16 protein-coding genes are annotated in these 20,846 nt (G+C 68.5%); 4 read left to right on the top strand and 12 right to left on the bottom strand.

The genetic code is table 11. The annotated features are described in order from the left end of the window. Window positions 1-6 precede the first annotated feature (6 nt). The gene (metH, locus tag ENSA7_RS30330; protein ID WP_280524047.1) at window positions 7-3,750 is read left to right on the top strand and encodes a methionine synthase; all 3,744 of its coding nucleotides are present in this window, start codon (window positions 7-9) and stop codon (window positions 3,748-3,750) included. A 142-nt stretch (window positions 3,751-3,892) separates the two neighbouring features. On the opposite strand, the gene ENSA7_RS30325 is transcribed toward metH, so the two are convergent. The 11 genes from ENSA7_RS30325 to ENSA7_RS30275 all read right to left on the bottom strand — a co-directional run bounded on the left by ENSA7_RS30325 (window position 3,893) and on the right by ENSA7_RS30275 (window position 17,624). Then, window positions 3,893-5,026: a methanobactin export MATE transporter MbnM gene (locus ENSA7_RS30325; RefSeq protein ID WP_181234265.1), complete on the bottom strand. Its 1,134-nt coding sequence runs from the start codon at window positions 5,024-5,026 to the stop codon at window positions 3,893-3,895. Then, the gene (locus ENSA7_RS30320; protein WP_106092875.1) at window positions 5,026-6,534 is read right to left on the bottom strand and encodes an MbnP family copper-binding protein; all 1,509 of its coding nucleotides are present in this window, start codon (window positions 6,532-6,534) and stop codon (window positions 5,026-5,028) included. The genes ENSA7_RS30325 and ENSA7_RS30320 overlap by 1 nt, the downstream gene beginning before the upstream one ends. An 86-nt stretch (window positions 6,535-6,620) precedes the next feature. Then, window positions 6,621-9,737 carry a serine/threonine-protein kinase gene (locus ENSA7_RS30315; RefSeq protein WP_181234264.1) on the bottom strand — a complete coding sequence of 1,039 codons (3,117 nt, stop codon included), beginning with the start codon at window positions 9,735-9,737 and terminating at the stop codon, window positions 6,621-6,623. 232 nt (window positions 9,738-9,969) lie between these two features. Next, the gene (locus ENSA7_RS30310; RefSeq protein ID WP_146158299.1) at window positions 9,970-10,863 is read right to left on the bottom strand and encodes a hypothetical protein; all 894 of its coding nucleotides are present in this window, start codon (window positions 10,861-10,863) and stop codon (window positions 9,970-9,972) included. A gap of 126 nt (window positions 10,864-10,989) precedes the next feature. Then, the gene (locus ENSA7_RS30305) at window positions 10,990-11,853 is read right to left on the bottom strand and encodes a PP2C family protein-serine/threonine phosphatase (RefSeq protein WP_106092872.1); all 864 of its coding nucleotides are present in this window, start codon (window positions 11,851-11,853) and stop codon (window positions 10,990-10,992) included. Between the two features lie 13 nt (window positions 11,854-11,866). Further along, a complete protein-coding gene (locus tag ENSA7_RS30300; RefSeq protein WP_106092871.1) occupies window positions 11,867-12,670 on the bottom strand; it encodes a serine/threonine-protein kinase in 804 nt (267 codons plus the stop codon). A gap of 194 nt (window positions 12,671-12,864) precedes the next feature. After that, window positions 12,865-13,788, bottom strand: a complete 924-nt coding sequence (locus tag ENSA7_RS30295) for an acyl-CoA desaturase (protein ID WP_106092870.1) — start codon at window positions 13,786-13,788, stop codon at window positions 12,865-12,867. A gap of 159 nt (window positions 13,789-13,947) precedes the next feature. Further along, window positions 13,948-14,691 carry a hypothetical protein gene (locus ENSA7_RS30290; RefSeq protein WP_106092869.1) on the bottom strand — a complete coding sequence of 248 codons (744 nt, stop codon included), beginning with the start codon at window positions 14,689-14,691 and terminating at the stop codon, window positions 13,948-13,950. A gap of 285 nt (window positions 14,692-14,976) precedes the next feature. Beyond that, on the bottom strand, window positions 14,977-15,693 hold the full coding sequence (locus ENSA7_RS30285) for a response regulator transcription factor (RefSeq protein ID WP_181234263.1): 717 nt from the start codon (window positions 15,691-15,693) through the stop codon (window positions 14,977-14,979). A 17-nt stretch (window positions 15,694-15,710) separates the two neighbouring features. Beyond that, window positions 15,711-16,643: a sensor histidine kinase gene (locus tag ENSA7_RS30280; RefSeq protein WP_106092867.1), complete on the bottom strand. Its 933-nt coding sequence runs from the start codon at window positions 16,641-16,643 to the stop codon at window positions 15,711-15,713. A 21-nt stretch (window positions 16,644-16,664) separates the two neighbouring features. Further along, window positions 16,665-17,624, bottom strand: a complete 960-nt coding sequence (locus tag ENSA7_RS30275) for a hypothetical protein (RefSeq protein ID WP_146158298.1) — start codon at window positions 17,622-17,624, stop codon at window positions 16,665-16,667. Window positions 17,625-17,653: 29 nt separating this feature from the next. Here ENSA7_RS30275 and ENSA7_RS30270 point away from each other — a divergent pair, with 29 nt between their 5' ends. From ENSA7_RS30270 to pip, 3 genes are all read left to right on the top strand, one after another. After that, the gene (locus ENSA7_RS30270) at window positions 17,654-18,268 is read left to right on the top strand and encodes a MiaE family protein (protein WP_106092865.1); all 615 of its coding nucleotides are present in this window, start codon (window positions 17,654-17,656) and stop codon (window positions 18,266-18,268) included. A gap of 138 nt (window positions 18,269-18,406) precedes the next feature. After that, window positions 18,407-18,886, top strand: a complete 480-nt coding sequence (locus ENSA7_RS30265; protein WP_106092864.1) for a VOC family protein — start codon at window positions 18,407-18,409, stop codon at window positions 18,884-18,886. After that, window positions 18,883-19,845 carry a prolyl aminopeptidase gene (gene pip, locus ENSA7_RS30260; RefSeq protein WP_106092863.1) on the top strand — a complete coding sequence of 321 codons (963 nt, stop codon included), beginning with the start codon at window positions 18,883-18,885 and terminating at the stop codon, window positions 19,843-19,845. Before ENSA7_RS30265 ends, pip begins: the two co-directional genes overlap by 4 nt. A 24-nt stretch (window positions 19,846-19,869) precedes the next feature. On the opposite strand, the gene ENSA7_RS30255 is transcribed toward pip, so the two are convergent. Continuing rightward, entirely contained in the window at window positions 19,870-20,547 is a 678-nt protein-coding gene (locus tag ENSA7_RS30255) for a hypothetical protein (protein WP_146158297.1), read from the bottom strand. Between the last annotated feature and the right edge of the window lie 299 nt (window positions 20,548-20,846).

The following is a 20,846-nucleotide window of genomic DNA, read 5'->3' as shown; positions in this document are numbered from 1 at the left end:
CAGCTCGTGACTACTCGAATTCCATCACGTATCGATCGTATCGCCACGCTCCGCGACCTGCTCGACAAGCGCATCGTGATGCTCGACGGGGCGATGGGCACGCTGCTGCAAGGTCACAAATTGGTCGAGGCGGACTACCGGGGCCAGCGCTTCGCCAGTCACGACCGGCCGCTGACCGGCAACAACGATCTGCTCTCGCTGACCCGCCCGGACATCGTCCGCGCGGCCCACCAGACCTACTTTGACGCGGGCGCGGACATCGTCGAGACCAACAGCTTCACCTCGACCTCGATCGCGCAGGCCGACTATGGGCTCGAGGCGCTGGCCCGCGAGCTCAGCCGCGAGTCGGCCCGGCTGGCCCGCGAGGCCGCCGACGCGTGCTGGACCAGCGAGCGCCCGCGGTTTGTGGCTGGCGCGGTCGGCCCGACCAACCGCACGCTCTCGCTCTCGCCCGACGTCGAGGATCCGGCCTACCGCGCGATCGACTACCAGACCTTGCGGGCGTCGTACGTCGAGCAGATTCACGGGCTGCTCGAGGGCGGCGTCGACGTGCTGTTGTTCGAGACGATCATTGACACGCTCAACGTCAAGGCCGCGATCATGGCGGCGTTCGACGTGTTCGACGCGACCGGTGACGAGCTGCCGATCATGATCTCGGGCACCGTCACCGATCGCAGCGGTCGGATCTTGTCGGGCCAGACCATGGAGGCGTTCTGGCGCTCGGTCACCCACGCCAAGCCGATCAGCGTGGGGCTCAACTGCGCGCTCGGGGCCGCGGCGATGCGCCCCTACGTGTCCGAGCTGGCTGAGCTGGCCGACTGCGCGGTGTCTTGCTACCCCAACGCCGGGCTGCCCAACGCGTTCGGCGAGTACGACGAGCTGCCCGAGCAGACCGCGGCCGAGCTGCACGAGTTCGCCGACAGCGGGCTCGTCAACATCGTGGGGGGCTGCTGTGGGACCACGCCCGCGCACGTGTCGGCGATCGCCGCGTTGGTCCGCGAGATCGCGCCGCGACGGCTGCCCGACCGGGCCAGCGACTCGATCGTGCTGCGCAACGAGTCGTACTTCTCGGGGCTCGAGCCGCTCACGATCGGCCGCGACACCGGGTTTGTGATGATCGGCGAGCGCACCAACGTGACCGGCTCGGCCAAGTTCGCCAAGCTGATCCTGGCCGGCGACTACGACCGCGCGCTCAATGTTGCGATCTCGCAGGTCCGCAACGGCGCCAACATCATCGACGTCAACATGGACGAGGGCATGCTCGACTCGGAGCAGGCCATGCGCACGTTCTTGAACCTGATCGGCTCGGAGCCCGAGGTCGCGCGGGTCCCGATCATGATCGACAGCTCCAAGTGGTCGGTGATCAGCGCCGGGCTCGAGTGCGTGCAGGGCAAGGCGATCGTCAATTCGCTGTCGCTAAAGGAGGGCGAGGCCGACTTCCTGGCCAAGGCGACGATCGTCAAGCGCCACGGGGCGGGGGTCGTGGTCATGGCCTTCGACGAGCAGGGCCAGGCCGACACCGCCGCGCGCAAGCTCGAGATCTGCAAGCGCGCCTACGATCTGCTCACTGGCAAGCTCGGCTTTGACCCGCACGACATCATCTTTGATCCCAACGTGCTGGCGGTCGCCACCGGGATCGCCGAGCACGATCGCTTCGCGCTCGAGTTCATCGAGGGCGCCAAGCTGATCAAGGCCGCGTGCCCGGGGGTGCGGATCAGCGGCGGGATCTCCAACCTCTCGTTCTCGTTTCGCGGCAACGACCCGGTCCGCGAGGCGATGCACTCGGCGTTCTTGTTCCACGCGATCAAGGCCGGGCTCGACATGGGCATCGTCAACGCCGGGCAGCTCGAGGTCTACGAGAACATCGAGCCCGAGCTGCGCGAGCGGGTCGAGGACGTGTTGTTCGTCCGGCGCGAGGACGCCACCGATCGCCTGATCGACTTCGCCGAGCGCTTCAAGGGCAAGAAGAAGTCCAACGTGCTCGACACCACCTGGCGCGAGCAGCCCGTCGGCAAGCGGATCGAGCACGCGCTGGTCCGGGGGATCACCGACTACATCGAGGCCGACACCGAGGAGGCCCGGCTGAGCTTCGCGCGGCCGCTGGAGGTCATCGAGGGCCCGCTCATGGACGGGATGCGGGTGGTCGGCGATCTGTTTGGATCCGGCAAGATGTTCCTGCCGCAGGTGGTCAAGAGCGCGCGGGTCATGAAGCGCGCGGTCGCGTACTTGATGCCGTTCATGGAGGCCGAGCAAGACGGGGGCAAGCTCGAGCCCGCGGGCAAGATCGTGCTGGCGACCGTCAAGGGCGACGTCCACGACATCGGCAAGAACATCGTCGCGGTGGTGCTGCGCTGCAACAACTACGAGGTGATCGATCTGGGCGTGATGGTCAGCGCGCAGACGATCCTGGACGCCGCGCGCGAGCACGGCGTCGACATGATCGGGCTCTCGGGGCTGATCACGCCCAGCCTCGACGAGATGGTCCACGTGGCCAAGGAGATGCAGCGGCAGAAATTCACGCTGCCGCTGCTGATCGGCGGCGCGACCACCAGCCGCCAGCACACCGCGGTCAAGGTCGCGCCCTGCTTCGAGCAGCCGACCGTGCACGTGCTCGACGCGTCGCGGGTCGTCAACGTCGTCTCGGATCTACTCGACGTGGAGCGCTGCCGGGCGATGGACGTGCGCAACCGCGAGGAGCAGGCGCAGCTTCGTGAGCTGCACAAGCGCAAGCGCCAAAACCCGCTCACGCCGCTGGTTCGGGCCCGACGGACCGCGCCCAAGCTCGAGTATCGGGCTGAGGATCTCGCAACCCCGCGCGCGCTCGGCCGTCAGCTGATCAACGACGTCAGCTTGGCCGAGGTCGCCGAGTACATCGACTGGACCTTCTTCTTCACCGCCTGGGATCTGCGCGGCGTGTACCCGAAGATCCTCGAGCACGAGAAGTACGGCGAGGCCGCGCGCGATCTGTTCGCCCACGGTCAGGAGCTGCTCGCCGAGCTGATTCAGGGCGACAAGCTGGGCCTGCGCGCGGTGCAGGGGTTTTGGCCGGCGAACTCGGACGGGGACGACATCGTGCTGTGGCAGCCCGACGCCGTCGGCGAGCGCGAGCTGACGCGGTTCTGCATGCTTCGCCAGCAGCAGCAGCGCGGCGGCAAAGAGGGTGAGGCCAAGGTCTACCGGTCGCTCGCGGACTTCGTCGCGCCGATCGACAGCGGCCTGGTCGACCACGTCGGCGCGTTTGCGTGCTCGGCGGGGGTCGGCGCCGACGCGCTGGCGGCCGAGTACGCCGAGGCGAACGACGACTACCGATCGATCATGGTCAAGGCCCTCGCCGATCGCCTGGCCGAGGCCTACGCCGAGCTGCTCCACGAGCGAGCGCGACGCAGCTGGTACGCGGTCGACGAGCAGCTGAGCAACGAGGCCCGGATCGCCGAGCGCTACCGGGGGATCCGACCGGCGTTTGGCTACCCGGCCTGTCCGGACCACACCGAGAAGGCCAAGCTGTTCGAGCTGCTCAACGCGACCGAGCAGGGCATCGCGCTGACCGAGACCTTTGCGATGACGCCGGGCGCGAGCGTCAGCGGGATCTATCTGGGCCACCCCGACAGTCGGTATTTCTCGCTGGGCAAGATCGCCCTCGATCAGGTCGAGGACTACGCCAAGCGCAAGCGCATGAGCGTGGCGGAGATCGAGCGCTGGCTCGCGCCGAACCTCGGGTACGAGGAGGAGGCCGCGAGCGCGACGGGCTGATGACAGCCTCGCTGCCATTTCAAGCTCCGGTCGACCGAGGCGTCCGCAAGCGGGCGAGAAGCCTCGCCCGAGCTGATGACAGCCTGATGACCGAGACTCGAGTCGGATCCTCGCGCTCGATCCAGGTCGCGGACGTCTCGCGCTACCAAGGGTTGGCGAAGCGCGGGTCGGTCAGGAACGTGGGGTCGGTCAAGCTGCCGAGGAAGGCGATCAAGTCAGCGCGGTCCGTGGCGCTGAGCTCGAATCCGGTGACCAGCTCGCTCTTGTTCGGGTTGTCGGCGCCGACACCCGCGTTGGCGCCAGCGTCGATCGTGCGGCCGCCAGCGGCGTAGTGATCGAGCACGGCGTCGAGGTCGGGGACGCTGCCGTCGTGCATGTAGGGGGCCGTCTCGGCGATGTTGCGCAGCGAGGGGACGCGGTGCTTTCCGAGGTCGCGCGGATCGTGGGTGAACTCGTAGAGGCCCGTGTTTGGCAGCGGGTACGCGCCTTCGTCGCCCAAATTGTAGAGCCCGGTGTTCTCGAACCGGCCGGCCCCGTCGTCGTGGTCCTCGCTGCGAAAGCTGGCGGTCTGCAGCGGCCCCGCGTGGCAATTGGCGCATCCGAGCGCTTCGAATTGGGCGAGGCCCCGCGTCGCGGAGGCATCGAGCGCGTCGGTATCGCCCGCCAAGTATGCATCGTAGGGCGAGCCGGCGGAGATCAGCGTGCGCTCGAACGAGGCCAGCGCGTAGGCGACGTTGGCGATCGTGAACGGGTCGTCTTGCGCTGGAAAGGCCTCGGCGAACAGCGAGGCATAGGTCGGATCTTCACGAAAGCCGACGAGCCGCTCGGCGATGACGTATTGCGCCCCCATCTCCAGAGGGACGTCGAGGAACAGCGGGACCAGAGCTTGCGCCTCGAGCGTGTCCAACACCGGGTTTGCCCAGGTCAGGGTTGGAAGATACGCAACGTTCGCGAGCGACATCGAGCTGCGAACCCCACGCTCGCCGTCGGCGCCCACGGAGGTCGCGTCGCCGTCGCTGAACGCCATCGATTGGAGGTGACAGCTCGCGCACGAGACATCTCCAGTGACGGACAACGACGGGTCGTAAAAGAGGTGCCGGCCGAGCTCGACCTTCTCGACCGTCATCGGATTGTCGGCGGGGACCCAGGGCGGGGCGAGGTGCTCGGGCAGCTCCCATACGTAGGGCGTGCCGGCCGGCGGGTCCGCGGGCGCGCATCCGGTGCCGCCGCCGATCAGCGTGACCGCGGCCACGCCAGCGAGCACGAGTCGCGCCATCAATCTCCCGACGCGAGCTCGAGCTTGATCGAGCCGTGGCACATGTTGCACGAGCCGCTCGCGGCCGGGTGGCCCATGACCTTGGCGGCGAGGTCTAGATCTGCAGGGTCGGGCTCGACCACCGGCCAAAACGGCGGATCGGCCTCGGGGCCGAGCTCCGTGCTGTAGTAGTTGCCGTTCGGGTCGGTCACCAGCGTGGCCACCACGTCCTCCTCGCGGTAGTAGCCGGGCGCTTGGCCCTGGCAGTGATCGCGGGCGTCGTCCGCTTGGCAGGGCGGCGCCGCGATCGGCAGCAGCTTCACGGTCGCGCCGCCGTAGGGGGTCGTCCGATCGGGCTGCCAGATCGTGCCCGCCACCTTGAACAGTCCGCGACCGGGGCCCTTGTCTTGGTGGCAGCCCATGCATTGGCTCCCGGGACCGCGACGGTGGGTGCGATCGCCGATCTGCAAGATGCTATCCGGGGCGTGTGACCGGGCGAGGTCGCGCTGGCTGACGTTGGCGCTGTCGAGCGCGGGGTCGCGCTCGAACTCGTCACTACCCGGCTGCGGCGTCGGGTCGACGGCGTCGGGCGTCTCGTCGGGTGCGGCCCCGACGTCCACCTCGAACACGCGCTGGGCGGGGCCGGTCTCGTCACTCATGAAGTGACGACCGAATTTGGTGAAGATCGGGTCGCACTCTGGGTCGGGGTCGAACGACATGCAACCGGCGACGAAGTCACCGCTGGCGAAGTCGACGGGCGCGTTCATGTCCACACCCGCGAGCAGATTGGCGAGGTTGATGCGCACACCATCTTGTCCGGGGACGAAGTCCTCGAGCTCGATCGCAATTTCATGCTCTCCCGCGCAAGAAAAGCCCTGATCGAGAGAGCCCTCGCAGGCCGTCGCGCCAATGTGCACGAAGAAGCTCTCGTGGGCGGCGGTCGCGGTGCTCAGCTGGAAGAACTTGTAGCCGTCTTTCCAACTCCACCATGTGCTCGGCTTGTTGAACGGTGCCTTCGCCGTCACGGCGTCGAGGTGGTTGAGGGCTGCCGGCAGGCCCACGCCGAAGCGAATCGAGACGTAGTCAGCGTGGTCGGGCGCGGTTCCAACGATCTGCGTGTTGGTCTCGGGGTCGCCGGAACAGTCGCCGGTGGCGTCGTTGAAGTCGAGCAGGGCGACCCCTCCGCCTTGCCACTCCTGGTCCTCGACCAGGGCCAAGGGCACGACCTCACCCGACGCGCGCACCAACTCGACGCTGTGGACGAAGGCCAAGAAGTCCTTGACCTCGAACTCGGCCCCAGAGGTTCCAGCCGGACCGAAGGTCGCGCCGCAGCGCACCACCTCGGTGCCAAACATCGGCGTGAAGGGGATGACGAAGGTACGCGGCGCGTCCTCGCTCGTGCCCTGGCAGCCGCCGGAGCTCGCGGTGATCGCCACCGCCATTGCCATTGCCGGCGCGAAGCGTCGAGCCTTCGAGCCAAGCAAGGCGTGAACAACCCGCTCAGGTGTCTCGAACTTGGTGTTGGGCATGGTCAGCCTCGCACGCTAGTGATCCGAGGGCCGCGGGGGCAATGCGGCACGCTGCCGCGCGACCGTTTGTCGCAGCGCCGGGCGGGTCACTGAAGGTCCTGCAGATCAGGGCGAACGCCGTACTCGGCCAGGGTCGCGCGGCCGTGCTCGCGCAGTCGCAGGGGCCGAGAGCTGGGGTCGTCGGCGAGCGCCCGCGCGAGCTCGAGCTCGACGATCGCGGCGTGGACCTTGGCGCCCTGTGGCCCGCGGGCGAGATCCAGCGCGGCCTCGAGCTGCTCGATCGCCTGCTCGCCGTGGCCTTCGTCGAGGGCCAGGCGTCCGAGCTCCAGATGGACGGCCCAGGTGAACGGGTGCTCGCGCTTGCCCGGCCCCGCGAGCATGGCCAGCGCGCGCTCGAGCTGCGCGTGCGCCTCGGCGCGCAGACCCAGCTCGCGGGCGATCTCAGCCAGCAGCACGCGCGCGCGGGCCAGGTCCGGGCTCTCACCATCGAGCGCCGCCTCATGAAAGGTGACGAGCTCCCGGGCGTGGGCGAGCGCGGCCTCGAGCTCGCCGTCGTGCAGCTCGAGCAGCGCGAGGGCCGACAGCGGTCCGATCCGACGCCGCTCGGTCGCCTCGGTCAGGGCCAGCGTGCGCTCGGCCTGGGCCGCGTGGGTGTGCGCGAGCTCGTACTCGCCCAGCCACCACGTGACCTCGGCGAGCTGGGCGTGCAGGGCCATGCGCCGGCTGTCCTCGGACTCGTAGCTGAGCTCGTAGACCTCCAGCGCATGAACGTAGAGCGCCCGGGCCTCGCGGTGCTCGCCGACGATCGTCAAGAGCGCCGCGAGGTTGCGCTCGGCCGTGGCGTAGTCCGGGTGCGTGGTCCCAAGCTTGACGGCGCTGAGCTGCAGGCTCTCGCGGGTGTGGCGAATGGCCAGGTGGATCTCGCCCGTCGCCCAGCGCAGCGCGCCGAGGTTTTGGTGGCAGACGCTGACGTAGGGGTGATCGGCGCCGTAGACCTGCTCGACCTCGGTGAGCGTCGACTCGAGCAGCTCGATCGCAGCCGGATAGTCGTGCAGGCGAAACTGCAGCACGCTCAGGTTCATCCGGGTCTTGGCGATCAGCGGGTGGTGGGCGCCGTAGGTCTCCGTCCACAGCTCGATCGCCTGGCGGTAGGCCTCGGCGCCGCGCTGCAGGTCGCGACCCGATCCGACCATCGCGTTGCCGTAGCTGACCAGGACCTGCCCGCGCTGGGCGGGCGAGGCGAGCTGGCCAGCGTCGAGCAGCGCGGTCGCGGCGTCGAGCTCCGCCAGCGCCTGGTCCCAGTGCTGCTGACGATCGTGCATGGCCGCCGCGTGAAGGTGCACGCGCACGGCGAGCTCGGGCGAGCGCGCCGCGTCGACACGAGGCGCGAGCAGCTCGCGGATCGCCAGCGCGCGGTCGAAGTCTCCGCGGCCCGTGTGGATCGAGATCAGATCGACGAGGACCACGATCTCGAGCTCACGATCGTCGAGCCGCGCCGCGCTGGCGAGCGCCTGCATGCTGGTGTCTCGGGCCTCATCGAGGCGGCCCAGCTCGTACAACAGGTGCCCGCGCTCGCGCTGCGCACGGCCAGCTCCGGCGCTGTCGTCGAGCTCCACCGCGCGCGCTCTTGCCTGCTCGGCGACCTCGAAGGCCTCGGCGTAGCGGCCGAGCTCGCTGAGCACACGCGCGCGCGCGAGCGCGTCCTCGACCCCGAGCAGCGCTTGCCATGGGTTCTCGAACAGCACACCCCGCCCGACCGCTTGCACGGCCGACAGCTCCGATACCTGGAGATCACGACAGCGCTCCGGATCGTCGAGCGCCAGCACCAGGTCCCGGGCCCGCGCGACCATCTCGACGTCGGCCGTCAGCAGCGTCTCGCTGAGTCCGGCGATGCCGCGCAGGTGTCGATCCAGGCACAACAGCTGCTCGCTCATGCGCTCGACCGGCAGCTCGGCGTCGACCAGGGTCGCGCGACAGACCTCGTGGCGGACGGCCGACCAGTGGGCGATCTCTTGATCCAGCCCGACCGCGACTTGCTCGAAGGTCTCATTCGCGAACGCGACCCCGGTCGCCTCGAACGCGGCCTCGACCTCCACTCGGCGCGCGTGGTCCCAGACCCCGGCGAACTGATCTGGCGGGGGCGCGCACGGGTTCTCGTGACCCTGTGCGGCCTGGGCCAGCCCAAACCCCGCGCCGAGCAGGCCCCCAACCAGCGCGAGCCCGGCGATCCTGCTGCGCCGTCGCTGGCGTGGATCGTCGTTGAGCACGGCCAGCAGCTCGTCCATGTTGGCGAAGCGCCGCTCGGGATCAAACGCCAGGCCCCGCACGAGCGCCGCGTGAACGTGTGGGTACGGGGGCGGGGGCGACAGGGTAGTTGGCGGACCCGCGAACTTGGCCACGAACACGCTCTTGGCGTCTTCGCGATCGAATGGGCGCGCGCCGTACAGCGCCTCCCAGAGCGACACACAAAACGCATACTGATCCGCGCGGCTGTCTGCGATCAGGCCCTGGTGCTGCTCCGGGGCCATGTACGCCGGCGTTCCGGCCACCCGCGAGCGGCCCGCCCCGCGCTGGTTGCCCCGCAGCTGTCGACCCACCCGCGCGAGCCCAAAGTCGAGCACGCGGACCCGGCCATCCGCGCCGAACATCAGGTTGGCCGGCTTGAAGTCCAGGTGCACGAGCCCGCGGGCGTGCGCGGCCGAGAGCCCCCGCCCGGCCTCGCTGAACACCCGCAGGATGTCGTGGAGCGCGGGCCGTGTGTCGGCCACGAGCCACTCCGCCATCGTGGGACCAGACAGGTGCTCCATGACGATGAACACGCCGACCATGCTGTCGTACTCCGCGTCATCCTCGAGCAGCGTCGTGTGCATGTCGGTCATCGAGCCCAGCGCGTCCTCGAGCCGGCCCGCGTCATGAATGGTGACCACGTTGGGGTGGGAAAGCTGGGCCAGCAGCTGCGCCTCGGACAGCAGCTCGTCGCGGGTCGTGCCGGTCTCGCTCACGTGCCGCCCGCGGCTGTGCACCACCTTGATCGCGACCCGGCGATCGAGCTGGGGGTCGTAGGCCGTCCACACTGTCCCGAATGCGCCGCCACCGAGGCGATGGAGCAGGACGTAGCGACCCAGGTGATCGAGCAGGCCGACCAATCCCTCGGAGGAGTCGGCCAGATCGCCGCTCGTCCATGTCGAGTTCGCGGCGTTCATCGTACTGATGACCCTGGTATCCACATCCGCGCCACTCATGACGTCAATAACGATAGGGGCGCGCGCGGCCGGACCAGCACGCAAAAACTGGCGCCGATGCCAGCAGATAATTCGTGTCCAAAAGAACGGGCGTCGTGACTTGGCCAGTCACTAAGGCCAGTCACTAAGGCCAGTCACGACGCCCACTCACGACGCCCACTCACGACGCCCGTTTTGGACAGTCAGCCGTGGATCACGGAGGGGGCGGGCAATCGATATCGAGCAGCGTCACGTAGCGGGCCCGGGTCGGAAACACCGGATGCAGCACGGTGCACTCGCGCACGGGGTGGTCGACGGTGACCGTGTACGCACCGCCAACATCGTCGGGCTCGAGATTGAACGCGACCCAGAACGGGAGCAGCGATGACTCGATCAGCGGGCTGTCGAGCAGCGGCGAGTGCTCGGCGTCGACCCCGTACGAGGTGCCTGGGGGCGGCGGCGGATCAAAGGTCACCGACGCACCGGTCGCGGTGGGCTGCAGCAGGCGAACGATGACCACGGCCTTGGTCTCGTCGGCCATGACCGTGGGATCTTGCTGCTGCAGGATGTTGAGCTGGGTGTCGATCAGCTGGTTGCTGATCTGCCCGAGCTGCAGGTCGTCGATGTCGTCCGCGGGCAGGTGCGCCGGGCGGATGCCGCCCCAGTATTCGGCTTCGTTGCCGTCGATCAAAAAGAACACCTCGGTGCTGGGCGGCATGCCCATGAGCTCGTAGAGCCCGGCCGCCGCGCTGACGGTCTCGAACCCGGGCATGTCCTTGACCGAGACGGTGGCGCCCTCGATGCCCATCATCGTGAAGAAGTCGGTGACCTCACCGCCAACCGTGATCTCCGTGGGCACGGGATCGCCGTCGCCGTCGCCGTCGCCGTCGCCGTCGCCGTCGCCGGTGTCCATGTCCTCGCCACCGGTCTCGGTGGTGGTGCCAGTGTCTTCGGTGCCGGTCGTGTCGCCCGTCGAGGTCTCGGCCCCGACTGGGGCGTCGTCGGCACACGCGGTCATGCCGAGCGTGCCGAGCGTGCCGAGCACCAGCCCGAGGGCCAGCGCGAGGTGGTAGTGGGGGGGGTGTTGGGTGTGTAGTTCAACGGTCATGTAGTTGCTCCATCCGGGCTGGCGGGGGCCAGGATCCGGGCCGGAGCGGGGCTCCGGTGACGCGAGAGTACCACTGATTGCACACTCGCATGAAAGTCCAATCACACTGGACGCGATGGCTCCAGCTCAAGCGGGCGACGGCTCGACACGCTGGGCACGCCGAGTGGTGACAGCAGTGGGAGGTGTCCGGCGAAACAAGATGAACGACACGTCGTCGGGCTTACACGGGATCTCGGGGTCCTCGCTGGCGCCCGCCATCCGCACCGCCAAGTTCGCGACCACGCGCTCGGCGGTGGCGTAGGGCTCACCCGCCCGGATCAATTCGATGATCTCGTCGTGGTAGAGATTGTCGAACACGCCGTCACTTCCCAACATCACGGTGTCGCGCATCGCCAAGCTCAGGCCCGTGGTCGCGGCGACGTGCATGGCGGGCATCCCGACCACGTTCGAGAGCAGGTGGCGCTCGTCGTGCATCAACGCGCCAGCCTCGTCGAGCAGCCCGGACTCGCGCGCGTAGCCGGTCGGCGAGTGCGGGATCGTGCGGAGCTTGAGCTTGCCCCGCTGGCCCACGACCATCAGCTCCGAGTCGCCGACGGTGTAGCAGCGCAGCAGGCCGCGAAAGATCGTGGCGATGACCAGGGTCGTGGCCGGCGAGGGGGAGCGCGCGACCAGCCGGGTGTTGGCCCGCTCGATCGCGGTCATGACGGAGTCACGCAGATCAGCTTGCTCAGGCTGGAGCTCGTCGAGCTGCTCGGCGAGCGACTCCAGCGCGACGCGCGAGGCCTCGTCGCCGCGGCCGTGACCGCCGACGCCATCGGCCACGGCGAGCACGGCCGCTTCGGGCCCGAGGTCGAACACTCCGACCGCGTCTTCGTTTGGATCTTGATCGCGGGTCGGCGACGGCCCGGTGAACACCACCGCCGTCCCGCCGCCCACCGGGATCAGGGTCGGACGACGCAGCTGCCCGTGAAGGAACAGGTGCGCCTTCACGCCGGCTCCACCGTCATGACGCCCGCACGCGCTTTTCTGCGGCGTACCTGAGCGACTTTCGCTTGATCCGCTTGAACGCGCGGTACATCACCGCGCCGTCGCGGTAGCGCATCCGGGCCTCGACCTCGATCGAGCGACGGACGAATTCACGCAGCTCGGGGTGCAGGCGCTTGAGCCGATCGGCGCCCTCGCACGGCCAGTCGAACGGCCACAGCGGCAGCTTGCCGGTCAGCAGCTGGTGGATCACCAACCCCGCCGAGAACACGTCCGAGCGGGCCGAGGGCCGGCCCATGGCCTGCTCGGGCGCCATGTAGCCGACCGAGCCCGAGGCCGAGCCCTGGATGGTCTTGCGCGCGAACTTGGCGATGCCGAAGTCCGCCAGGCGCAGGCGCTCGTCGGCGAACAGGATCATGTTGTCGGGCTTGATGTCGCAGTGGATGACGCCCCGCTCGTGCGCGTGGGCGAGCCCGGCCAGCATCTGCTCGACGTACTCGATCTTGGTCGTGAACTTGATGCGCTTGGAGATCCGATCATCCAGGCTGTGCTCGCCGAGCGGCTGCACGATCGAGAACACGCCTTCGATGAAGTCGGCGTTCTTGATCGGCATGATGTTGGGGTGATCGAGCTTGGCGGTGATCCGGACCTCGCGACGGAAGTCGTCGAGGTTGTCTTGCTTGACCACCCCGCCCAGCGGGATCTTGACCGCCACCGAGATGCCCTCGATGGTGTCGTAGGCCTCGTACACGTCTCCGAAGCCGCCACGAGCCACGCGACGCTTGAGGCGGTACTTGCCGAGTCGCTGTCCGACGCGAACCATGGTGATGCGATGTGTCCGCCTGCGTTCGGGGCCGCAGGGCGGTCAGAGTATCAGCCCAGCCCCGGCGATCGCCCAAGCCCTGATTTCCGCTCGACGCCGGGTTTCGGCCGGTTTCGCGGTTCTTGCGGGCCACGAAAGTCCCGCAGTCGAGGCTCGCACTCAGCGGGATACGCGCGAGCGCGCGTCCTCGCCGCTCAGGCGGCCTCGTCGACCTCGGTCGCCGGCTCCGGCGCTCGCTCACCGCTGCGCTTGTTGGGCCGCCAGGTCCCGGCGACCACGGCGGCCGGCGGCTCGCGGATGTCCCAGATCAGGCCGACGAAGCTCAGGCACCGCAGCGCGGCGTAGGTGATGTCGAGCTGCCACCAGTGAAAGCCCTGGCGGGTCGAGGCCTGGTAGTAGTGGTGGTTGTTGTGCCAGCCCTCGCCCAGGGTGATCAGCGCGAGGATGAAGCTGTTGCGGCTGTCGTCGGTGGTCTCGTACACGCGCTTGCCGAACACGTGGGTCAGCGAGTTGATCGTGTAGGTGCCGTGCCAGAGCAGGACCGTGCTCAGGGCGAAGCCGATCAAGAGGCCCGACCAGCCCATCGCCAACCACACGCCGACGCCCAGCAGCGTCGGCGGGATCCACCAGAACTTGTTGAGGAACATCAGCTCCGGGTAGCGGGCGAAGTCCTTGATCTTGGCGTAGTCGGTGGCTTCGGTGCCGTCGAAGATCCAGCCCACGTGCGCGTACCAGAACCCCTTTTGGACCGGCGAGTGGATGTCGAGCGGCCCGTCGGAGTGCTTGTGGTGATGCCGGTGATGAGCTGCCCACCACAGCACGCCCTTTTGCGCGCTCGACATCGCGAGCAGCGCGAGCACGAACTGAAACCACCGGCTGGTCTTGTAGGTGCGGTGCGAGAAGTAGCGGTGGTACACGCCCGTGACCCCGAACATCCGGATCACGTAGAGCGCCCCACACACGACCCAGTCGATCGGGCGCACGACCACGCTGGGCAGCAGCGCGAGCAGGGGGACGAAGTGCAGGGCGATGAACGGCATCCCGCCGACCCAGAGCCGCACGGGGCCGGTCGGCGGGGGGCTGTCGGGCGAGACTGAAGTTAGTTGCGCGGTGGCCATGACTCGTTCGCTCCGCAGCTGGGAGCGCCTCCACAAACTGCCCCAGAAACGCTGTCCTGAGCCCTTGCGGCGGTCATGGTTGTGGTCTCGGTTTGTCTTGGTTGTGTCCGCGTGCGCGTATTCGTGGGGTGCGCGAGTGCGTTCACACGTGCGCCTGCGTCACGCGGACTCGAGCGCGCTGCACGACGGCCGCGACCAGCTCGTGCGGGGTCCGCTCGGGCTCATCGTGGCCGCCTGATCCGCGCACGCCTCGAGGGCCTCGAGGTAGCTCTGGGTCACGTTGGTCGCGACGACGGCCCACGACATCGCGCGGTGTGGATACGACTCGAGCACGGCGCTGAGCCGCGCGAGCCGGGACTGGATCCGAGGGTCGGTGTCTTCGATGCGCGCGCGGATGAACCGGCAAGCATCGAGCAGCGGCCCCAACGAGCGGCGACACCCGGTCAGCAGCGCCGGGCCCAGGACCCGGTCGAGCTCGGCGAGCTCGAGATCGATGGCCAGCACCAGCAACGGCTCGGACCGGGTCGGGACCAGCCCGCGCAGCCTGGAGTGGCGATCGATGCGAGGGTCGAGGGGCTGCTGGAACTCCAGCCCGCCGAGGTGCTTGTAGATCTCGCGCAGGTCGTCATCGAGGGCCCGCTGATGCAGCAGCTCGAGCTCGGCGACCTCGCGCAGCTCTTCGGCGATCGCCGGATGGTCGTCCTCGCACGCCTGCGCGGCGGTGTGCAGCCAGTCGGGGATCGGGCGCAGCGGGCCGACTCGCATGCCCAAGAAATTGAGCAGGAAGCTCAGCGTGCCGGTCGGTGTGTAGAGCCGCTCGGCGATCAGCTTGGCCCGCGAAGCGGCGAGTCGGCGGGACGCGATCACGGCGGGCAGGTACTTGTTGACTACGCTGTTGCTCATCGCTCCGACTCCAATCCGTACCCATTGACCGTGACTGAGTGGCGGTTTCGCGCAACGCGAAATTTCGATTGAGCTGAATTTTGCTGAACTCGCGCACTTGATCCCCCGAACAGCTAACGTGCGAAAGCTAACGAATCCAGGCGAGCGTACAGCGTTCTCGTCGCCACTCGCTGCGAGATTTTCAACCTGAGCCAACGCTGCCGAGCCGACCCTACATGTGGTCGGCGCATGTACCGCCGGTTCAGTGGTCGGGAAATTACAATATATGTGTAGTCCCAGGATCGGTCAGGCGTCCGGCATGAACTTGTAGCCCGCACCCCGAATCGCCACGAAGTAGCGCGGCTCCTTCGGGTCCGGCTCGAGGTGCTTGCGCAGACGCAAGATGAAATTGTCGACCATCCGCGAGTTGGGATAGTTGTCGAGCTTCCAGACCTTCTCTTGCAGCTCCTGGCGATCGAGCACCCGGCCTGGGTTGTCGGCGAAGTAGCGGAGCAGGTCGTACTCGAGCGCGGTCAGCTTGATCTCTTCGTCGCCGCGGGTGGCCGAGCGAGCGGCGAAGTCGATCTCGGTCGCGCCGATCCGCATTTTCTGAGTGGTCTCACCGTTTTGTTGCTGCTCCCAGTCGCGGCGGCGCAGCAGCGAGCGGACCCGGGCCAACAGCTCGTCGAGCTCGAAGGGCTTGACGAGGTAGTCGTCCGCGCCGGCCTCGAGCCCGCGCACGCGGTCGGAGGTGCGGTCGCGGGCGGTCAGCATGAGCACTGGCGTGAAGTCGCCCGCGTCGCGCAGCTTGTGGCACAGGACGAAGCCGCCGTCGTCGTTGTCGGGCAGCATCACGTCGAGGATCAGCGCGGCGTACTTGCCCGACTCGATCAAGTGGGCGCCGGCGTCGCGGATCGAGTGGACGAGGTCGACGGTGTAGCCTTCGAGCTCGAAATTCAGCTTGAGCCCGGTTGCGAGGTTGCGGTCGTCCTCGACGACCAACAGGCGCGTGGGTTCGGCCATGGACTTGGATGGTAGCGTCATTTGAGCGGTTTGCGCTGGGGCAACTGCACGCGGATCGCCGTCCCTAGGCCCGGGCCAGCCGAGAGCGCCTCGATCCGTCCGCCGAGCCCCTTGACCAGCGCCGCGACCACGAACAGGCCCAGCCCGGTCCCGTGGCGCGAGCGCACCGCCTCCTCGGGCACTCGGTAGAAGCGCTGAAAGATGCGCTTGAGGTCGCCCTTGGCGATGCCGATTCCGTTGTCGCTGACGACCAGCTGAACGTGGCGGTCATCCGGGCGGGTGGTTTGCACGCGGATCTTGGGGGGGCCGTCCGAGTACTTGATCGCGTTGTCGATCAGGTTGGAGACGATCGTGCGCAGCGCCGTTGGATCGACGAACAGGACCATGTCTTCGTCGAGCTCGAACTCGAAGATGTCGGCGCCCAGGTAGTGGCGGCGAATGTTCTCGGCCGCGACTTGCTCGATGAGATCGGCGACCACGACCTCGCCGAAGTCGCCGGCCTCGCGTCCACCAACCAGGCGGCTGGCGTCGAGGATTCCGTCGACCAGGTTCACCAGCCGCGACACATCCTGCAGCATCATGACGCGCAGCTGCTCGCGGCGATCGGCCTCGAGCTCGGGCCGTGCCAGGGTCTCGGCGGCCAGCTTGAGCGAGGCCAGCGGGGTCTTGAGCTCGTGCGTGACCGAGTCGATGAAGCTGGTCTGGCGGCGGCCCTCGCTGATCTCGCGGACCAGGAACACGGTGAACATGACGAGCACCGAGATGATCGCCAGGAACGAGACGATGCCACCGACCAGCAGCCCGACGTTGCCGACGAAGGTCGCCTGCAGCAGCTCCATGTTCTTGACGATGACCAGGATCCACACCAGCAACAGCGTGATGGTGAGGATCACGGCGACCGCCGACAGGGTGATCGGCAGCGAGATCGAGCGGCGCTTGGGCGTGACCATGAGGAGGAAGCGGGCGGTGGATCAGCCCGCGGGTGGCACCAGGGCGAGGTCGGCGGCCGCGGTCGGGACTGCGTTGGGGTCGGCGAACAGGCCGGCGGCGAAGCGGACGCGAACCACGGCTTGGTCGGCGTCGACGCACAGATCCAGCACGTTGTCGTCGGCCCGACCGACCGCGGGACCCCCGGCGTCGTCGCCGACTCGCTGGGCTTGATCGTCGAACCCGCTCGGGGTGATCACGCGGCCGTCGGCGAGGTACAGCTCGACCTGCGCGAGGTCGCTGTCGCCGACCTCGGTCAGGGTGTCGGTCCAGTACGTGCGGATCACCTGGCGGGCCGCCGGACAGCGCGAGGGGCTGGGCTCGAGGGACTCGGCCGCGACCGCGCGATCGGGCTCGGACGGGCCCGTGATCTCGGCGTCGAGGCCCGAGAGCGGCGCGCCAGCTTCGCTGTAGAGCTCGCCGATCACGTGGATCGCGACGGGCGGGGTCTCGGGGCCGCCAAAATTGCCGGTCAGGGTGAGGCTGCGGTTCTCGTCGCCCTCGTCGGCCGGGGCCAAGAACGCTCGGGTCGGTCGTACGCGGTGGCCGTCGCCGCGCAGGATCGCGAAGTTGCGGGGATCGATCGTCAGCGGATCCAGCTGCGCGCCGAACACCAGCACGATTCGATCTTCGCTGATCTCGCTGCCCTCGAGCATGCGCGGCGGTCCGCTGACGCGGACGGTGGGCGTCGTGTCGGCCCCGTCGGCTTCGTCGGTCGTGTCGACTTCGGCGGGAGGCGCGGCCTCAGCCACGACCGGCTCGACGCCGAACCGACTCACGTGAGCCGAGAGCAGCAGGGGAGCGGGAGCGGGAGCGGCCTCGGGCTCGGCGTGCTGGTAGCGGCCCCGCACGCCCTGGTCACCCGCGCTCACACAGGCGGCAGGCGCGAGCGCGAGCCACACCACGCAGGCGCGGGTCGGTCGGTGGCTTCGCTTCGCGGACACGCGCGCAGCATACAAGTACACTCGCGCCGATGCTGCACCTGGCGGCCGGAACCGACGAGGGTTGGGGTCACTGGGCCCTCGAGCACATGGACGCGATCCTTCTGGATCATGCCCACTGCGAGAAGAAGGCGGCCTCGACCGCGCTGAGCATGATCTTTCGCTACCCGGGGTGCCCCCAGCTGATGATGCCGATGTCGGCGCTCGCGCGCGAGGAGCTCGAGCACTTCGAGCTGGTCGTCGGGCTGATCCGCCGCCGCGGCGGTGAGTTCGTCCGGCAAGAGCCCAGCCCCTATGCCGCCCGGTTGATGGCCGCGAGCCGCAAGCACGAGCCCGACCGCTTGCTCGACATCCTGCTGTGCTGCTCGCTGATCGAGGCCCGCAGCTGCGAGCGGATGCAGCTGATCGCGGGGGCGCTGGCGGAGCGCGGGGCCGAGGCGCCGGGGCACGACATGCACGAGCTGTTTGAGCTCTACGATGGTTTGTTGGTCAGCGAGGCCCGGCACCACGCGACTTACGTCGAGCTGGCGCGGGGCTGCGTCGAGATCGAGGAGGCCGCGCTTCAGCAGCGCCTGGCCGAGCTCGCCGCCCACGAGGCCACGGTCCTCGAAGCGGCCCCGCGCGATCAGCCGCGCATGCACAACTGAGCCGGGTGGCGCGGCGTGGTCAGGCAGCTCGCTGTCATTGGTTGCCATGCTCGCGGGCCGACGAGTGCCGCCTGACCCTCACAGCCATCTTCTCCTGACGACTGCGGGTGGTTCGGCTCCGCGCTATGCTCCGCCGCGATGCCAGACCCTCGCCCGTTTCGTGTGCTCGGCCTCCAACAAGTGGCGATCGGCGGCCGCGACAAGTCGGCCCTGCGCGCGCTGTGGGTCGACCTGCTCGGGGTCCCGCAGCTGGGCAGCTACCGGGCCGAGGCGGAGAACGTGGACGAGGACATCCTGCGGCTCGGCGCGGGTCCAGGCGCCGTCGAGCTCGATCTCATGCAGCCGCTCGATCCAGAGCGCCGGCCCAAGGTCCACGAGCCCGCGCTCAACCACATCGGGCTGTGGGTCGACAATCTCGCCGCCGCGGTCGCGTACTTGACGGCCCAGGGCGTCCGCTTCACCCCCGGCGGGATCCGCAAGGGCGCGGCCGGCCACGATGTCTGCTTCATCCACCCCAAGCCCGACGACGAGCACCCGCGCGCGGGCGAGGGCGTGCTGATCGAGCTGGTCCAGGCGCCGGCCGAGCTGCTGGGTCTTGGGGGGAGCGAGCGCACATGATCCCCCAGCCAGGCCGGCGGGAGCTCTACCCCGACATTCAGCCGCACGCGAGCGGCCACCTGCGGGTCTCGCACACGCACGAGGTCTACTGGGAGGTGTCGGGCAACCCGAACGGCAAGCCCGTCGTGTTTGTCCACGGCGGGCCCGGGGGCGGCACGTCTCCGACCCAGCGTCGCTTCTTCGATCCGGCGGCCTATCGGATCGTGCTGTTCGATCAGCGCGGCTGCGGCCAGAGCACGCCGCACGCCAACCTCGAGGACAACACCACCTGGCACCTGGTCGCCGACATGGAGGCGCTGCGCGAGCTGCTGGGGATCGATCGCTGGCAGGTGTTCGGCGGCTCGTGGGGCAGCACGCTCGCGCTCGCCTACGCCCAGCGCCACCCCGAGCGGGTCACCGAGCTGGTCCTGCGCGGGATCTTCATGCTGCGTCGCAAGGAGCTGCTGTGGTTCTATCAGTTCGGCGCCAGCGAGGTGTTTCCCGACGCGTGGGCGGGCTACCTCGCGCCGATCCCCGAGGCCGAGCGCGACGACCTGATGGCCGCGTACTACCGGCGGCTGACCAGCCCGGATCCACACGTGCGGCAGACCGCCGCGAAGGCATGGAGCGTGTGGGAGGCGAGCACCAGCTTCTTGCGGCCGCGCTCGGCGTACACCGACCAGGCCAGCGAAGACGCGTTCGCGCTCGCGTTTGCCCGGATCGAGTGCCACTACTTCGTCAACCGTGGGTTCTTCGAGGTCGACGCGCAGCTGCTGCGCGACATCGATCGGGTCCGCCACATCCCCGGCGTGATCGTTCAGGGTCGCTATGACGTGGTGTGCCCCATGGTCTCGGCCTGGGACCTGGCGCAGGTGTGGCCCGAGGCCCAGCTCGAGATCGTCGAGGACGCCGGGCACTCGTCGTATGAGCCGGGTACGATCGATCGCCTGATTCGCGCGACCGATCGCTTCAGGCGCTGAGCGCCAGTGAGCGCCCCCCCGGCCTCAGCCGGTCAGCTCGCCCCGCTTCTTGCCGTGCGAGGCCAGCCGCGTCGACGAGTCGGCGCAGTCGAGCCAGGGGGTGACCCAGCGCGGCGTCGCCCACAGCGGGGCCGGGGGGATCAGCGGCTGGCGGCCGAACGCGGGGCTGAGGCCCAGCGACGACTGCTGGCGAAGCCGATGAAACAGGTCCCAGAGCTGCTCGAAGTGCTGGCGCAGGAGCGGGTGCAGGTAGTCGGGGATCCCGAGCTGCAACATCTCGATGACCAGGTCTGGTTCGAACGCGGCGGTCGTGGGCGGCAGCCATGGACGCAGGCGCGACAGCAACGCGTGAAACAACGCGGCCGGCTCGAGCAGCACCGTCGCCTCGGAGTCGGTCACGGGCAGCAAGTCCGACTCGTTGCACAGGCTGCGCAGCAGGCCACTGAGCGCCACGCGAACACCAGGAGCGACGCGCGGGCTGTGGGTCAGCTGCTCGACCGCTCGCAGGCTGGTGGCGAGCTCATGGACCACGCGGAGCTGGACCCCCGCGATGTACCGCGCTTCGTGTCCGAGCGAGGTGAGCTTCTCGTACGCGAGCAGCTCCAGCGCGATCGGACTGATCACGGTCACGTGCTCGGTCAGCGCACGGTGCTCGCGATCGTGGTCGAGCCCTCGGATTCGGTCGATCACTGCGTCGATCATTGCGTGCTCCACATAGCACCCGTCGCGCGTGTCGAGCTCGCCTGCGCCAGTGATCGGCGATGCCATTTTCTCGCCGGGAGAAGCGACCCAAGACGCCACACGCACACGCTGCGAGCGGGCAGCGGCACCGTCGCGCCGGCCCGTCGGCTGGTGCCACGCCAGTGAGCGAGTCGCACACTCGTGATGGTTGCCCTCGCAGGCGTGGGTACATCCGCGATCTTTGGTGGTCGCACATGCAGCGCGCTGTCAGGTTTCGACTGCGTCCACACCGACGGATCGCGCTGATCGAGACTGTCGGC

Source organism: Enhygromyxa salina, assembly GCF_002994635.1.
GTDB classification, from domain to species: Bacteria; Myxococcota_A; Polyangia; order Nannocystales; family Nannocystaceae; genus Plesiocystis; species Plesiocystis salina_B.
This window is presented reverse-complemented; position numbering and strand designations above follow the sequence as displayed.

What these genes read in the sequence shown, in the direction of transcription:
- ENSA7_RS30310 (WP_146158299.1), bottom strand. Translation starts at nt 10,863, where the DNA reads ATGACCGTTGAACTACACACCCAACACCCCCCCCACTACCACCTCGCG.
- ENSA7_RS30285 (WP_181234263.1), bottom strand. Translation starts at nt 15,693, where the DNA reads ATGGCCGAACCCACGCGCCTGTTGGTCGTCGAGGACGACCGCAACCTC.
- ENSA7_RS30270 (WP_106092865.1), top strand. Translation starts at nt 17,654, where the DNA reads ATGCTGCACCTGGCGGCCGGAACCGACGAGGGTTGGGGTCACTGGGCC.
- pip (WP_106092863.1), top strand. Translation starts at nt 18,883, where the DNA reads ATGATCCCCCAGCCAGGCCGGCGGGAGCTCTACCCCGACATTCAGCCG.
- ENSA7_RS30255 (WP_146158297.1), bottom strand. Translation starts at nt 20,547, where the DNA reads ATGATCGACGCAGTGATCGACCGAATCCGAGGGCTCGACCACGATCGC.
- ENSA7_RS30295 (WP_106092870.1), bottom strand. Translation starts at nt 13,788, where the DNA reads ATGGCCACCGCGCAACTAACTTCAGTCTCGCCCGACAGCCCCCCGCCG.
- ENSA7_RS30315 (WP_181234264.1), bottom strand. Translation starts at nt 9,737, where the DNA reads ATGAACGCCGCGAACTCGACATGGACGAGCGGCGATCTGGCCGACTCC.
- ENSA7_RS30280 (WP_106092867.1), bottom strand. Translation starts at nt 16,643, where the DNA reads ATGGTCACGCCCAAGCGCCGCTCGATCTCGCTGCCGATCACCCTGTCG.
- ENSA7_RS30320 (WP_106092875.1), bottom strand. Translation starts at nt 6,534, where the DNA reads ATGCCCAACACCAAGTTCGAGACACCTGAGCGGGTTGTTCACGCCTTG.
- ENSA7_RS30265 (WP_106092864.1), top strand. Translation starts at nt 18,407, where the DNA reads ATGCCAGACCCTCGCCCGTTTCGTGTGCTCGGCCTCCAACAAGTGGCG.
- ENSA7_RS30325 (WP_181234265.1), bottom strand. Translation starts at nt 5,026, where the DNA reads ATGGCGCGACTCGTGCTCGCTGGCGTGGCCGCGGTCACGCTGATCGGC.
- ENSA7_RS30290 (WP_106092869.1), bottom strand. Translation starts at nt 14,691, where the DNA reads ATGAGCAACAGCGTAGTCAACAAGTACCTGCCCGCCGTGATCGCGTCC.
- ENSA7_RS30300 (WP_106092871.1), bottom strand. Translation starts at nt 12,670, where the DNA reads ATGGTTCGCGTCGGACAGCGACTCGGCAAGTACCGCCTCAAGCGTCGC.